At 60.9% G+C, this 14,042-nt stretch carries 11 protein-coding genes and 3 tRNA genes; 7 read left to right on the top strand and 7 right to left on the bottom strand.

Going from position 1 to position 14,042, the window contains the following annotated elements; genetic code table 11:
* Positions 1-3: 3 nt before the first annotated feature.
* The 5 genes from WDB86_RS05790 to WDB86_RS05810 form a co-directional block, all read right to left on the bottom strand.
* Positions 4-564, bottom strand: a complete 561-nt coding sequence (locus WDB86_RS05790; RefSeq protein ID WP_406736872.1) for a HupE/UreJ family protein — start codon at positions 562-564, stop codon at positions 4-6.
* Between the two features lie 15 nt (positions 565-579).
* Positions 580-882 carry an urease subunit gamma gene (locus WDB86_RS05795; RefSeq protein ID WP_339109394.1) on the bottom strand — a complete coding sequence of 101 codons (303 nt, stop codon included), beginning with the start codon at positions 880-882 and terminating at the stop codon, positions 580-582.
* Between the two features lie 14 nt (positions 883-896).
* Positions 897-1,700: an urease accessory protein UreD gene (locus WDB86_RS05800; protein WP_406736873.1), complete on the bottom strand. Its 804-nt coding sequence runs from the start codon at positions 1,698-1,700 to the stop codon at positions 897-899.
* Between the two features lie 132 nt (positions 1,701-1,832).
* Positions 1,833-2,291 (bottom strand): Lrp/AsnC family transcriptional regulator, encoded by a 459-nt coding sequence (locus tag WDB86_RS05805; protein WP_339109393.1) that lies wholly within the window; start codon positions 2,289-2,291, stop codon positions 1,833-1,835.
* A complete protein-coding gene (locus WDB86_RS05810; RefSeq protein ID WP_339109392.1) occupies positions 2,288-2,746 on the bottom strand; it encodes an Lrp/AsnC family transcriptional regulator in 459 nt (152 codons plus the stop codon). Before WDB86_RS05810 ends, WDB86_RS05805 begins: the two co-directional genes overlap by 4 nt.
* Before the next feature lie 127 nt (positions 2,747-2,873).
* On the opposite strand from WDB86_RS05810, the gene ilvC reads away from it, so the two are divergent.
* The 3 genes from ilvC to WDB86_RS05825 all read left to right on the top strand — a co-directional run bounded on the left by ilvC (position 2,874) and on the right by WDB86_RS05825 (position 7,906).
* Positions 2,874-3,896 (top strand): ketol-acid reductoisomerase, encoded by a 1,023-nt coding sequence (gene ilvC / locus WDB86_RS05815; RefSeq protein ID WP_339109391.1) that lies wholly within the window; start codon positions 2,874-2,876, stop codon positions 3,894-3,896.
* A gap of 313 nt (positions 3,897-4,209) precedes the next feature.
* Positions 4,210-7,119 carry an isoleucine--tRNA ligase gene (ileS, locus tag WDB86_RS05820; protein WP_406736874.1) on the top strand — a complete coding sequence of 970 codons (2,910 nt, stop codon included), beginning with the start codon at positions 4,210-4,212 and terminating at the stop codon, positions 7,117-7,119.
* Positions 7,120-7,165: 46 nt separating this feature from the next.
* Positions 7,166-7,906 carry a hypothetical protein gene (locus WDB86_RS05825; RefSeq protein ID WP_339109389.1) on the top strand — a complete coding sequence of 247 codons (741 nt, stop codon included), beginning with the start codon at positions 7,166-7,168 and terminating at the stop codon, positions 7,904-7,906.
* Here WDB86_RS05825 and WDB86_RS05830 read toward each other — a convergent pair.
* Positions 7,859-9,307, bottom strand: a complete 1,449-nt coding sequence (locus WDB86_RS05830; RefSeq protein WP_339109388.1) for a TrkH family potassium uptake protein — start codon at positions 9,305-9,307, stop codon at positions 7,859-7,861. The two genes, WDB86_RS05825 and WDB86_RS05830, sit on opposite strands and share 48 nt — an antisense overlap.
* Positions 9,308-9,535: 228 nt before the next feature.
* On the opposite strand from WDB86_RS05830, the gene WDB86_RS05835 reads away from it, so the two are divergent.
* On the top strand, positions 9,536-12,970 hold the full coding sequence (locus WDB86_RS05835) for a pyruvate carboxylase (protein ID WP_406736875.1): 3,435 nt from the start codon (positions 9,536-9,538) through the stop codon (positions 12,968-12,970).
* Positions 12,971-13,022: 52 nt separating this feature from the next.
* Here WDB86_RS05835 and WDB86_RS05840 read toward each other — a convergent pair whose 3' ends face one another.
* Positions 13,023-13,220 (bottom strand): CsbD family protein, encoded by a 198-nt coding sequence (locus tag WDB86_RS05840; RefSeq protein ID WP_406736876.1) that lies wholly within the window; start codon positions 13,218-13,220, stop codon positions 13,023-13,025.
* A 457-nt stretch (positions 13,221-13,677) separates the two neighbouring features.
* On the opposite strand from WDB86_RS05840, the gene WDB86_RS05845 reads away from it, so the two are divergent.
* The 3 genes from WDB86_RS05845 (at position 13,678) to WDB86_RS05855 (ending at position 13,963) form a co-directional block, all read left to right on the top strand.
* Positions 13,678-13,752 (top strand) — tRNA-Gly (locus WDB86_RS05845).
* A gap of 42 nt (positions 13,753-13,794) precedes the next feature.
* Positions 13,795-13,869, top strand: a tRNA-Gly gene (locus tag WDB86_RS05850).
* Positions 13,870-13,888: 19 nt separating this feature from the next.
* A tRNA-Gly gene (locus WDB86_RS05855) sits at positions 13,889-13,963 on the top strand.
* Positions 13,964-14,042 lie beyond the last annotated feature (79 nt).

Genomic DNA, 14,042 nt, shown 5'->3' on the forward strand with positions numbered 1-14,042 from the left:
CGCTTACCCCGCAAAGGCCAAAGCAAGACCCGCCACCGCCGTGGCAACGCCCATACCGCGCAGGGCGAAGCGGTGGATCACACGGCCAAAGACCATGCCCGCAACATGCAGAGCAGCCGTCGCCAGCGTGAAGCCCGCGAAATAGGCCGCCATCCCATGGGCCGGACCTTCCGCCCCATGCGCCCAGCCATGCGCCATGCCGAAAAGCGCCACCATCGGCACCAAAGCCGCCACCGGCAGGCGTGCCGACAGAGCCACCACCGCGCCCAGCACGATGATCGAGGCAAGGATCAGCGGCTCGACCGAGAAGAACGCCACGCCATGTGCGCCCATCGCCGCACCGACCAGCATGGAGCCCACAAAGCCCGCAGGCACCGCCCAAAGCGCGCGGCCACCCAGTTGCACGGCCATCAGGCCAATGGCGACCATCGCCAGAATATGGTCCGCGCCGGAAAGCGGGTGTTCCATACCGGCCAAAACAGTGCCTGCCTCATGGCCCGGATGCGCCATAGCAACGCTGGGCAGAAGGGCGGCTGCGGCGATGGTTTTCTTGAGATGTTTCATGGGATGTCCTTGGTATCAGCGAATGGGGTGGTGGACGGTCACGAGTTTCGTGCCATCGGGGAAAGTGGCCTCGACCTGAATGGAATGGATCATCTCGGGGATGCCCTCCATACATTGTTCGCGGGTGATCACCTCGGCGCCGGTCTCCATCAGCTCTGCCACCGACCGGCCCGCACGCGCGCCCTCGACCACGAAATCGGAGATGATCGCAATCGCCTCGGGGTGGTTGAGCTTCACACCGCGCTCCAGCCGCCCGCGCGCCACCATGGCGGCAAGGCTGACCATCAGCTTTTCCTTTTCCCTCGGGGTCAGGTTCATCTTATCCCTCTTCTTCAGATCTGCCAGACACGCGGCGCGGGCCTATTGCCCCGCAGGACCGCCATCGCCCGCAATAATTGTTTCCGCAGCGGCCAGCCGTCCTTGGCGATGCACCGCATAATCACCTTACCGTCAAAGCCCGAAGCTGCCGCCTCGACCCCCTCTTCGTCAAGCACATCGCGCAGGCGGCCAAGCGCGTCCTCCGCCCCCTGACAGCACATCACCACGGTGGCAAAGGCACGGGCATCGCCCAAGATCGCGCCCCTCTGCCCCAGTGCCGCCGAGCCCATGGCAAAGGGTTCGATCATCACGGGCCGCCCCGCGCGGCGGATCTCGCGGCGGTCGCGCAGCGCGAGCGTTTCCACCGTCTCACCCATCGCCTGCCGCCCCAGCACCACGGCCTCCAGCATCAGACAGCCCCCATCAGGGGCCAGATCGATCACCGTGTGACGGTCGATATTAGACCGATCAAACAGGATCGTCTCCTGCGGCAGCCAATCCAGCCAGCCGCCCGCGCCCACCTGATGGCTTACCCGCACAAGCGCTGCGCCCTGATCGGCGCGATAGGCGCGCTCGGCGGCCTGCGTGGTCGCCACGACCCGCCCGCCCTCGACCTCCAGCGCATAAGACAGCGTATCGCCCGAGGTCAGCCCGCCCGAGGTATTCAGAAACACCACCTCCGGCACATCACCCACCCGCGGCAGTTGCGCCTTGGCCGAGCCACGCTGACGCAACCCTTTCAGCCGCCCCGCATGAAAGCGCACGGCAGCCTCGCCATGACTGCGCTGCATCTGCGGCAGGCCCTTCTGGTCAAACATACGCTCTCCTCTTTCCGCATAGATCCCCGCAAATATCGCGAAGGTCCATGCTGCCCCGAAGCCAAGGGCCTGATTTCACCTAGCATTACCAAGGATAGCCCAAAAAGTAACCAAAAGGCGTATATTTGACCATCACCCAAGCGGCCCAAGCCGCCGCTCTTCCGACAGCATCACATTCGCCTCGACATGGCCCACAGCCGGAAGGGTCATGATCCGGCGACGCAGGACGCGCTCGAAATCGGGGATGTCACGGGCCGTCACCTGAAGGCGGTAGTCGAACTGCCCCAGAACGTGCTGGATCACCTGCACCTCGGGGATCGCCCCTGCCGCGCGCTCGAAATCCTCAAGGCTGACACGGCCACGGGTCGCCAGCTTGATCCCCAGAAAGACCGTCACCCCAAAGCCCACCGCCGCGCGGTCGATCACCACCCGCGTGCCCGCCAGCACGCCCGCCTCCTGCAACCGCTTCACTCGCCGCCACGCCGAGGGCTGCGACATCCCCAGCCGCCGCCCCAAAGCACCGGCATTCAGCGTGCCATCCTCGGCCAAGGCCCGCAGGATCTGGCGGTCCGTATCATCCAGCGCGATCATAGCGGCAGCTCCGTACTGTCCTTCACCTTGGAAATCAGCATCAGGGCGTCTGTCTCTTGGATATGCGGCAATGACAGGATCTGGCTGCGGTAGATCTGCTGGTAATGCGCCATATCGCGGGCAATCACATTCAACCGCACATCGGTCTGGCCCAGAAAAGTCTGGATCTCGATCACCTCGGGCACCTGCCGCGCCGCCTCCAGAAACTGGTCGAAGGACCGCGGGTTGGTCTTATCCAGCGTGAAGCGTAAAGACACCTCCACCTCCCAGCCCAAAGCGCGCCAGTTGATAATCGCCTGCCGCCCTTGCAACACCCCTTCGGCCTGCATCTTCTCGATCCGGCGCCAGCAGGTGGCCGTGGTCAGCCCCGCCCGCTCGGCCAGATCGGCATTGCTTTGCGAGGGATCGGCCATCAGATGGCGCAAAATCCTCCGGTCCACATCATCAATTTGCATGACCATTACACCATATGCATTATTTCCGAATTGGAATTTCATTATTATACATAATTCATGCAAAACGTCATGGGAATTCCGACCACAGCCTGTAAACTGCGCACCAAACGCAAGTGGAGGAAAGAACATGCGTGTATTCTATGATCGCGACTGCGATGTGAACCTGATCAAGGACCTCAAGGTTGCCATCCTCGGCTATGGCAGCCAAGGCCATGCCCACGCGCTGAACCTGCGCGATTCGGGCGCGAAAAACCTTGCCATCGCGCTGCGCGAAGGCTCGCCCTCGGCCAAGAAAGCCGAAGCCGAAGGCCTGAAAGTCATGGGCATCGCTGAAGCCGCCGCTTGGGCAGATGTCATCATGTTCGCCATGCCCGACGAGCTGCAGGCCGAAACCTACAAGAAATACGTCCATGACAACCTGCGCGAAGGTGCGGCAATCGCATTCGCACACGGCCTGAACGTGCATTTCGGCCTGATCGAGCCGAAAGCCGGCGTCGACGTCATCATGATGGCCCCCAAAGGCCCGGGCCACACCGTGCGTGGCGAATATGTCAAAGGCGGCGGCGTGCCCTGCCTCTTCGCCGTTGAAACCGACGCATCGGGCCGCGCGCAGGATATCGCGCTCTCTTATTGCTCGGCCATCGGTGGCGGCCGCTCGGGCATCATCGAGACCAACTTCCGTCAGGAATGCGAAACCGACCTCTTCGGCGAACAGGCCGTTCTGTGCGGTGGCGTGGTCGAACTGATCCGTTGCGGCTTCGAGACCCTCGTCGAAGCGGGCTACGAGCCGGAAATGGCCTATTTCGAGTGCCTGCACGAAATGAAACTGATCGTGGACCTGATCTATGAAGGCGGCATCGCCACCATGGATTACTCGATCTCGAACACCGCAGAATACGGCCAATACGTGTCCGGCCCGCGCGTTCTTCCCTACGAGGAAACCAAAGCCCGCATGAAAGCCGTCCTGTCGGACATCCAGACCGGCAAATTCGTCCGCGACTTCATGCTGGAAAACTCCGTCGGCCAACCGACGCTCAAAGCCTCGCGCCGTGCCAATGACGAGCACGAGATCGAGCGCGTCGGCGCGAAACTGCGCGAAATGATGCCCTGGATCGGCAAAGGCAAACTGGTCGACAAATCGCGCAACTAAGCGCCCGACCAGATCCAAGGAAAGGCACCCTTCGGGGTGCCTTTTTCATGACCGCCTCCAGCTGCCCCAAATATCCCGGGGTGAATTGGGGCAAAGCCCCAAGAGGGGCAGCGCCCCTGCCTGCCATCTCCTGCAAGCAAGCGCTTGCCCAGACCTGCCTCCCCGCCTATAAGGCCCTCATGACATTGCGTGACCACATCCTGCGAATTACCGGCCCGGCGCTCTGACGCGTCAGGGTAGCCGGGTGATGTGTACCGAATGACGGGCAGGCAAGCCGCCGCCCGACCGATCCCCTTCCAAGGATGTTCCCCCTATGTGTGCCGACACAACCGACAAATCCGTCGATTACCACGATACCGTATTCTTGCCCGAAACCGACTTTCCGATGCGCGCAGGGCTGCCCATGCGCGAGCCCGAATGGCTCGAGCGTTGGGCGAAAATCGGCATCTATGACCGCCTGCGCGACAAGGCCAAAGCGGGCCGCCGCACACCTTTCACGCTGCATGACGGCCCTCCCTATGCCAATGGCCACCTGCATATCGGTCACGCGCTGAACAAGGTCATCAAGGATATCATCACCCGTTCGCATCAGATGATGGGCCATGACGCCCGTTACGTGCCGGGCTGGGATTGCCACGGCCTGCCGATCGAATGGAAGATCGAGGAACAATACCGCAAGGCGGGCAAGGACAAGGACGAGGTGCCTGTCATCGACTTCCGTCAGGAATGCCGCAAGTTTGCCGAAGGCTGGGTGAATATCCAGCGCGAGGAATTCAAGCGCCTCGGCGTCTATGGCAACTGGGACGACCCCTACCTGACCATGAACTTCCACGCCGAGCGCGTCATTGCGGAAGAGTTCATGACATTCCTGATGAATGGCACGCTCTATCAGGGCTCGAAACCCGTGATGTGGTCGCCGGTTGAAAAAACCGCTCTGGCCGAGGCCGAGGTCGAATATCACGACCACACCAGCCATATGATCTGGGTCCGCTTCAAGCCCAAGGCCGATGTGCTGGAAGGGGCTTCGGTCGTAATCTGGACCACCACGCCCTGGACCATCCCGCAAAACCGCGCGGTGGCCTATGGTCCGTCGATGTCCTACGGGCTTTACCGCGTGGATATCCCCGCCGACAAATCGACCGCTGAGGCGGGCGAGTTGATCGTGCTGGCTGACAAGCTGGCCGATGACGTGATGAATTCCGCCAAGGTCGAGGGCTATTCGCGCATCCGCGATGTGGCGACGTCGGAATTTGAAGGCGTTGTTCTGAACCACCCCTATGCGGGTGTCGAAGGTGCCAATGGCGAATGGGATTACGATGTCCCCATGCTGCCGGGCGATCATGTGACCGATGATGCCGGCACGGGCTTTGTCCATACCGCGCCCTCGCACGGCGATGACGACTATCAGCTGGGCCTGAAATTCGGCCTCAAGATGACCTATAACATCGAGGCCGATGGGTCCTATCGCGCCGATCTGCCGATCTTTGCAGGCATGAAGATCGTGGCCGATGATGGCAAGGACGGCCCCGCCAATGTGGAAAACATCAAGCAACTGGCCTATGCCGGTGCGCTTCTGGCCAAAGGCAAACTGAAGCACAGCTATCCGCATAGCTGGCGTTCCAAAGCGCCGCTGATCTATCGCAATACGCCGCAATGGTTTGCCGCGATCGATGTGAAGATGGACGATGGCATGGGCACCTATGGTGACACCATCCGCGAGCGCGCGCTGAAATCCATCGAAGAGCTGGTGGCCTTCACCCCCGAGCGTGGCAAGAACCGCCTGCATTCGATGATCGAGAGCCGCCCCGACTGGGTTCTGTCGCGCCAGCGCGCATGGGGCGTGCCGCTGACCTGTTTCACCAAGCGCGGCGCCAAACCCGATGCCGAGGACTTCCTGCTGCGCAATGCGGAAGTCAACGCCCGCATCACCGCAGCCTTCGAGGAAAAAGGCGCGGATGTCTGGTATGAGGAGGGCTTCAAGGCCCGCGTTCTGGACGGCATCGTGAACCCCGACGACTATGATCAGGTCTTCGACGTGCTCGACGTGTGGTTCGATAGCGGGTCCACCCATGCTTTCGTGCTGCGCGACCGCGCGGACGGCACTAAGGATGGCATCGCGGATGTCTATCTGGAAGGCACCGACCAGCACCGCGGCTGGTTCCATTCCTCGCTCCTGCAGGCTTCGGCCACCAAGGGCCGTGCGCCTTACCGCAATGTGGTGACCCACGGCTTCACGCTGGATGAGAAGGGCATGAAAATGTCCAAATCCATCGGCAATACCGTGGCCCCGCAAGAGGTGATCTCGGAATATGGCGCGGACATTTTGCGTCTGTGGGTGGCGCAATCGGACTACACCGCAGACCAGCGGATCGGCCCGAAGATCCTGAAAGGCGTGGCCGATAGCTACCGCCGGTTGCGCAATACCCTGCGTTATATGCTGGGCGCGCTGAAGAATTTCGACGAGAGCGAGCGTCTGGATGTCGCGCAGATGCCCGAACTCGAGCGCTTCATCCTGCACCGTCTGGCGGAGCTGGACGCGGAAATCCAGGCCGATTACCGGGCCTTCAACTTCCAGTCCGTGTTCCAGAAGCTCTTCACCTTCTGCACGATCGAGCTCTCGGCCTTCCATTTCGACATCCGCAAGGATGCGCTTTACTGTGATCCGGCAGATAGCATCCGCCGCCGCGCCGCGCGTACGGTGATGGATATCCTGTTCCACCGCCTGACCACATGGCTGGCGCCGATCCTGCCCTTCACGATGGAAGACGTCTGGCTGTCGCGCTTTGATGGCGCCGAGGCCTCGGTCCACTTGGAGGACTTCCCCGAAACGCCCAATGCTTGGCGTGACGAGGCTCTGGCCAAGAAGTGGGAAGCGATCCGCCGTGCTCGCCGCGCGGTGACGGCGGCTCTGGAAGTGCAGCGCCGCGACAAGGTGATCGGCGCCTCGCTGGAAGCCGCACCGGTGGTTCATGTGGAAGATGCCGATCTGCTGGAGCTGCTGAAAACGGTGCCCTTCGAGGATCTCTGCATCACCTCCGCCCTGACGCTGACCGCCGATCCGGCCCCCGCCGAAGCCTTCCGCCTGCCCGATGTGACGGGCGTCGCTGTGGTCTTCGAGATGGCCGATGGCGAGAAATGCGAGCGCTGCTGGCGTATCCTGCCGGATGTCGGCACGCATAAGCACCCCCACACCTGCCAACGCTGCAACGATGCGCTTGGCTGACGACAAAGGGCGCCCTTCGGGGCGCCTTACTTTTTCAAGGATTTTCATGAGCTATTTGAAGAATGCAGGCGTCCGGCTGCTATGGGCAATCGGCAGCGTCATAATGTTTGTGTTCGGGGTGGGCATATTCTTCGCCGTCCTGCCAACTACAATCCACGATCATCACAGCTATGCAAAAACCGCCCGCGAGGCACTGTCGCGGCCAGAGCCACGCCTTGATAGCATCACGGCACAGCTTTCCGAAGACACCTCTATTTTTCACGAAATTAATGCCTTAGTCATCATGTCAAGCGCCGCCTACCGCGTTGAAGAACGCAGCAGCAGGGTGACACGCAAGCGCATCATCACACCTGTGTTCGGTACAATCGTCAACGCTGCAGACCGGCAGGTCGCTGCGATTATCGTCTTCAAGAACGAGCGGGAACTTGAGCGATGGAACAGCCTTCCCCACCCCCAACAGATGACCACCCTGCGCGCCTATTGGTCAGTCACGGTACAGGGCGTCCTGTCGCAGAGGCCCGTGGTCCCGAATGCCGCCAGAAGAATGCTCCTGCAACAGGGCTATAAAGTCGAAGGAACAATCCCCGAAATCCATCCCTTCCTGAACACGCGCGAGATCGCCTTAAAACGATATACGCGCCCACGCTACGAGGCAGACGCGTTTATGGCCCTGTTCGGTATCACCGCCCTGTTTGCCAGCTGGTGTATGATTAGACAGACGTTTGAAAAAATTCCGCCTTCACCCGCGCCAGAACCGCGGCAGAAACAGCACAAGCACCGAAAGTAGCTCGAGCCGCCCAAGGAACATCCCGAAGGACATCAGCCATTTCGCGGTTTCGGGGAAGTTGACGATCGACCCATTGGCCGAGACCTCCGGCCCCCAGCAGGGGCCGACATTGGCAATGGCAGTCCATGCCGCCGTGATCGCGGTGCGGGTTTCCAGCCCCGTCAGCGCCAAGGCCACGATCAGCAGGCCGAAGCTGAGAATGAAAAACGAGAAAAACGCCATGACCGAGTTCACCACATCTTCGGCCACCGGATGCCCGTCATAGCGGATCAGCGTCACGCGGTGCGGGCTGTAGAGGCGGCGGACCTGCGCCTTGATCGACTCGATCAGGATCAGGTAGCGGAACACCTTGACCGAACAGCCCGTCGAGGCCGTGCAGCCCCCGATCAGCCCCACCACGATCAGGATCACGAAGGCCATATGCCCCCAAGCCGTAACATCCACCGAGGAATATCCGGTGCCGGTAAAGGTGGAGACCACGTTGAAGATGGTCTCGCGCAGGGTCGGCCAGAACGGATCCTCGCTCCGCATCATGCGATAGAAGACGATGGCAACGATCGCATAAAGATGCCAGCGCAGGAAAGCGCGCACCTGCGGATCGCGCCAGAGCGGCAGGGCATCCCCCTGCACAAGCTGGACGAAGCGGATAAAGGGCATGGCCGCCAGCAGCATGAAGACCGAGGCCACATATTCCGGGGCCCCCAGATAGGCGCCGAAGCTTTTGTCCTCGCTGGAGAAACCGCCGGTGGAGATGGTGGTCAGCGCATGCAGGATCGCGTCATAGAGGTTCATCCCCGACATCATGAAAGCCGCACAGCACAGGATCGAAAGCCCGAGATAGATACGGATCAGGGCGCGCGAGATCTCGCGGGCACGGGGCAGCACCTTTCCAAGCGTATCGAACCCTTCGGACCGGAAAAACTGCATCCCGCCCACTTTCATCACCGGCAGGAAGATCATGGCAACGATGATGATCCCCAGCCCCCCCAGCCATTGCAGGATGGCCCGCCAGAGATTGGCCGAATGCGGCAAGGCATCAAGCTTGGGGATCACGGTGGTGCCGGTGGTTGTCATGCCCGACATCGCCTCGAAATAGGCATCGGTGAACGACAGATGCGGCGCCCCGATGATAAAGGGCAGCGCCCCCATCGCAGGCAGGGCCAGCCAGACGCCGCTGGTCAGCACGAAACTCTGGCGCAGGGTCAGCACCGCGCCCAGACTGTCATGCGCCGCCATTGCCAGAAGTCCGCCGCTTGCCACGCAGATAAACGCGCTTTCGGCAAAGGCATACCAGTTGGGGTCCCCGCGATACAGGTCCAGTGCCGCCGGAATCAGCATGAAAATGCCCAGCGCGGTTATCAGAAGACCAATGATATAGCCCACCGGGCGGAAATCCGTCATGGGCCCTGCTTTGCCCGAAGCGGGGCATCTGTCAATAGCCTGCCGGATCGGTGTGCCACGGCAGGTCGCGAACGCTGCAAAAATCGACGTCGCGGAGCCGTTCGGGCAAAATGCGAAGTTTTGGTAAAAAAAACTTTCCGGTTTTGCATATTTTCAAAGCATGAAGACTTGCGCTGCACTGCGGCATCGCTAGGCTTCGGCCTGGACGAGTAGGAGGAGAATGGCTCGATGTTCGAAAAGATCCTTGTTGCCAACCGAGGCGAGATTGCCATCCGCGTGATGCGCGCCGCCAATGAACTGGGTAAGAAGACCGTTGCGGTCTATGCCGAAGAAGACAAGCTGGGCCTGCACCGGTTCAAGGCCGACGAAGCCTATCAGATCGGCAAGGGGCTCAGCCCCGTCGGCGCCTATCTGGCGATTGACGAGATCATCCGCGTGGCCAAGCTCTCGGGTGCGGATGCGATCCATCCCGGTTACGGTCTGCTGTCGGAGAACCCCGATTTCGTGGAAGCCTGTGCCAAGAACGGCATCACCTTCATCGGCCCCAAGGCCGAAACGATGCGGGCTTTGGGCGACAAGGCCTCGGCGCGGCGTGTGGCGATCAAGGCCGATGTGCCGGTGATCCCCGCGACCGAAGTGCTGGGCGATGATTTCGACGCGATCAAGGCAGAGGCCGCCGAGATCGGCTATCCGCTGATGCTGAAGGCCTCTTGGGGTGGTGGCGGGCGCGGCATGCGTCCGATCAACGGCCCCGAGGAGCTGGTGGAGAAGGTCCGCGAAGGCCGCCGCGAGGCCGAGGCCGCCTTTGGCAATGGCGAGGGCTATCTGGAGAAGATGATCCTGCGTGCCCGCCACGTCGAGGTGCAGCTTCTGGGCGATACGCATGGCCATCTCTATCATCTTTACGAACGCGACTGCACCGTGCAGCGCCGCAACCAGAAGGTCGTCGAGCGCGCCCCTGCCCCCTATCTTTCGCCAGAGCAGCGCGAAGAGGTCTGTGCACTGGCGCTGAAAATCGGTCAGGCTGTGGGCTATCAGAACGCAGGCACCGTTGAATTCCTGATGGATATGGACACCGAGAAGTTCTACTTCATCGAGGTCAATCCGCGCGTGCAGGTGGAACATACCGTCACCGAAGAGGTGACCGGCATCGACATCGTGCAAAGCCAGATCCGCATCGCGGAAGGCGCCACTCTGGCCGAAGCGACCGGTGTCGCCAGTCAGGCGGATGTGCACCTTCTGGGCCATGCGATGCAATGCCGCGTGACCACCGAAGATCCGCAGAACAACTTCATCCCCGATTATGGCCGCATTCAGGCCTATCGCTCGGCCACCGGCAACGGCATCCGTCTGGATGGCGGCACCGCCTATGCTGGCGGCGTGATCACCCGCTATTATGACAGCCTTCTGGTCAAGGTCACCGCCCGTGCGCCGACACCGGAACAGGCGATCTCGCGCATGGATCGTGCGCTGCGCGAATTCCGCGTGCGCGGGGTGTCGACCAATATCGATTTCGTCATCAACCTGCTCAAGCATCCGACCTTCCTGGATATGAGCTATACGACGAAATTCATCGATACCACGCCGGATCTATTCGACTTCAAGACCCGCGCGGACCGCGGCACGAAGATCCTGAACTACATCGCCGATATCACCGTGAACGGGCATCCGGAAACGACAGGTCGTGCCAAGCCTGCGGCCGATGCCAAACCGCCTGTCCTGCCCGATCTCGGCGGCACGGTGAAACCCGGCACGCGCAACCTGCTGGAAGAAAAAGGCCCGCAGGCCGTAGCTGACTGGATGAAGGCGCAGACGAAGCTGCTGCTGACCGACACCACCATGCGCGACGGCCACCAGTCGCTGCTGGCGACGCGGATGCGGTCGATCGATATGATCAAGGCCGCACCGGTCTATGCGGCCAATCTGGGCGATCTCTTCTCGGTCGAGTGCTGGGGCGGTGCGACCTTCGATGTGGCTTACCGCTTCTTGCAGGAATGCCCGTGGCAGCGCTTGCGCGACATTCGCGCGGCGATGCCCAATGTGATGACGCAGATGCTGCTGCGCGCCTCGAATGGTGTGGGCTATACCAACTACCCCGATAATGTGGTGCAGTTCTTCGTGAAACAGGCCGCGACCTCGGGCGTGGATGTGTTCCGCGTCTTCGATAGCCTCAACTGGGTCGAGAATATGCGCGTCGCGATGGATGCGGTGATCGAGGCGAATAAGGTCTGCGAAGGCACGATCTGCTATACCGGCGATCTTCTGGATCCGGCGCGGTCAAAATACGACCTGAAATACTATGTCGGCATGGCGAAAGAGCTTGAGGCCGCAGGCGCCCATGTTCTGGGGCTGAAGGATATGGCGGGGCTTCTGAAACCCACGCAGGCCGGAATGCTGGTGCGCGCCTTGAAGGAAGAGGTCGGCCTGCCGATCCATTTCCACACGCATGACACCTCGGGCGTGGCGGGGGCGACCATTCTAGCAGCCGCCGAAGCCGGTGTGGATGCGGTCGATGCGGCGATGGATGCGTTTTCGGGCGGCACCTCGCAACCCTGCCTTGGCTCGATCGTCGAGGCTCTGCGCCATACCCCGCGCGACACGGGGCTGGATATCGGAACCATCCGCCGCATGTCGAACTATTGGGAAGCCGTGCGCGGCCAGTATGCGGCCTTTGAATCGGGCATGCAGGCCCCTGCATCGGAGGTCTATCTGCATGAGATGCCCGGCGGGCAGTTCACCAACCTCAAGGCTCAGGCCCGCTCGCTTGGGCTGGAAGAGCGTTGGCACGAGGTGGCGCAGGCCTATGCCGATGCCAACCAGATCTTCGGTGATATCGTCAAAGTGACCCCTTCATCCAAGGTTGTGGGCGATATGGCACTGATGATGGTGGCGCAGGGTCTGACCAAGACCGATGTGCTCGACCCCAAACGCGAAATGTCCTTCCCCGATTCGGTGGTGGATATGCTGCGCGGCAATCTGGGCCAACCGCCCGGAGGCTGGCCGGAAGCGATCTCGAAGAAGGTGCTGAAAGACGAGCGCCCCTCGACCGAACGTCCCGGCCTGCACCTGCCTGCCGTTGATCTGGAAGAGACCCGTGCGAAACTTTCGGCGGAACTGGACGGGGCCGAGATCGATAACGAGGATCTCGCCGCCTATCTCATGTATCCGAAGGTCTTCACCGATTATGCCCGCCGCCACGAGACCTATGGTCCGGTGCGTGCGCTGCCCACGCCGGTGTTTTTCTACGGGATGGAACCTGCCGACGAGATTGCGGTGGAAATCGACCCCGGCAAGACGATGGAAATCCGCTACCAGACGGCCAGCGAGACCGACGAGAAGGGCGATGTGAAGGTCTTCTTCGAACTCAACGGCCAGCCGCGCGCCGTGCGCGTGCCCAATCGCAGCGTCAAGGCCGCAACGAAAGCGGCCCCCAAAGCGGATGCGGGCAACCCCAACCATATCGGTGCGCCGATGCCCGGGGTCGTGGCCTCGATCGCGGTCTCCGTCGGACAGACGGTCAGCCAAGGCGACCTGCTTCTGACCATCGAAGCGATGAAAATGGAGACGGGCCTCTCGGCGGATCGCGACGCGGTGGTGAAGGCAATCCACGTCACCCCCGGCGCGCAGATCGATGCGAAAGATCTTCTGATCGAGCTGGAATAACAAAAAAGGCGCCCACCAGATCCGGTGGGCGCCTTTTTCAGAAGCGGAAGGCTCAGAGCTTATCGAAGAAGCGGTTGACCTCGTGCTTGGCCTCGTCTTTCGTCTTGCCATATTTCTGCTGGATCATGCCTTCCAGCTTTTCGCGATTGCCATTGGCTTCGGCGATTTCGTCATCGGTCAGTTTGCCCCATTGCGCCTTGACCGAGCCGGTGAGTTCTTTCCATTTGCCTTCGATCATATCGGTATTCATCGCATTTCCTCCATGCAAAGCGCGTCAAGCGCGGTTCATGGTGCTAACCCGCAAGTTGCGCTTGGGTTCCGTCGCCGGTTTCACACCGGCTTTCCCAGATCCACTATTTTCCGAAACTCATCGGCAGGAATGACTCTGACCGCCCGCTGAACGGCCCCGCCGGGAACCATGCTTCACTATCTCAACCTAAGCGCCTGTAATATAATGTATTATCCTCAATCCGATCATCATACACAGAATTCGGTTTATGCAACAAAATCAAATTGGCCATTATCGGCTGCTCCCTTTCTTCAGACATAAGGCGAAACCAGCCAACCAATCCTACGTGTCGTTTGCGTGCTCTGCGCAGCTTACAGTGCTCGGCTACGGAGTGAATGGGAAAGATTTTTTGCAATTCCGGATTTTTCCCCTTGCAGGTCCGCGCGCCATCCCTTAAATCGCCCCTCACCGAAACGGTGCGGGCGTAGCTCAGGGGTAGAGCATAACCTTGCCAAGGTTAGGGTCGGGCGTTCGAATCGCCTCGCCCGCTCCAATTCGGTAAAACCCAGCCTCGAAAGAGGTTTTGTCGTGAAGTGCGGGCGTAGCTCAGGGGTAGAGCATAACCTTGCCAAGGTTAGGGTCGGGCGTTCGAATCGCCTCGCCCGCTCCACGACAACACATAGCTCGGTGCGGGCGTAGCTCAGGGGTAGAGCATAACCTTGCCAAGGTTAGGGTCGGGCGTTCGAATCGCCTCGCCCGCTCCAATCAAAAGGCCTTCCTCGCGGGAGGCTTTTTGTTTTTCCCCATATCGCCATCTTCACCCCAGATCCGGAATTGCACTTT

Origin of the sequence: Thioclava sp. GXIMD4215, assembly GCF_045291555.1 — a bacterium.
GTDB classification, from domain to species: Bacteria; Pseudomonadota; Alphaproteobacteria; order Rhodobacterales; family Rhodobacteraceae; genus Thioclava; species Thioclava litoralis.

Coding starts and splice junctions, on each gene's coding strand:
- WDB86_RS05790 (WP_406736872.1), bottom strand. CDS start 564: ATGAAACATCTCAAGAAAACCATCGCCGCAGCCGCCCTTCTGCCCAGC.
- WDB86_RS05795 (WP_339109394.1), bottom strand. CDS start 882: ATGAACCTGACCCCGAGGGAAAAGGAAAAGCTGATGGTCAGCCTTGCC.
- WDB86_RS05800 (WP_406736873.1), bottom strand. CDS start 1,700: ATGTTTGACCAGAAGGGCCTGCCGCAGATGCAGCGCAGTCATGGCGAG.
- WDB86_RS05805 (WP_339109393.1), bottom strand. CDS start 2,291: ATGATCGCGCTGGATGATACGGACCGCCAGATCCTGCGGGCCTTGGCC.
- WDB86_RS05810 (WP_339109392.1), bottom strand. CDS start 2,746: ATGCAAATTGATGATGTGGACCGGAGGATTTTGCGCCATCTGATGGCC.
- ilvC (WP_339109391.1), top strand. CDS start 2,874: ATGCGTGTATTCTATGATCGCGACTGCGATGTGAACCTGATCAAGGAC.
- ileS (WP_406736874.1), top strand. CDS start 4,210: ATGTGTGCCGACACAACCGACAAATCCGTCGATTACCACGATACCGTA.
- WDB86_RS05825 (WP_339109389.1), top strand. CDS start 7,166: ATGAGCTATTTGAAGAATGCAGGCGTCCGGCTGCTATGGGCAATCGGC.
- WDB86_RS05830 (WP_339109388.1), bottom strand. CDS start 9,307: ATGACGGATTTCCGCCCGGTGGGCTATATCATTGGTCTTCTGATAACC.
- WDB86_RS05835 (WP_406736875.1), top strand. CDS start 9,536: ATGTTCGAAAAGATCCTTGTTGCCAACCGAGGCGAGATTGCCATCCGC.
- WDB86_RS05840 (WP_406736876.1), bottom strand. CDS start 13,220: ATGAATACCGATATGATCGAAGGCAAATGGAAAGAACTCACCGGCTCG.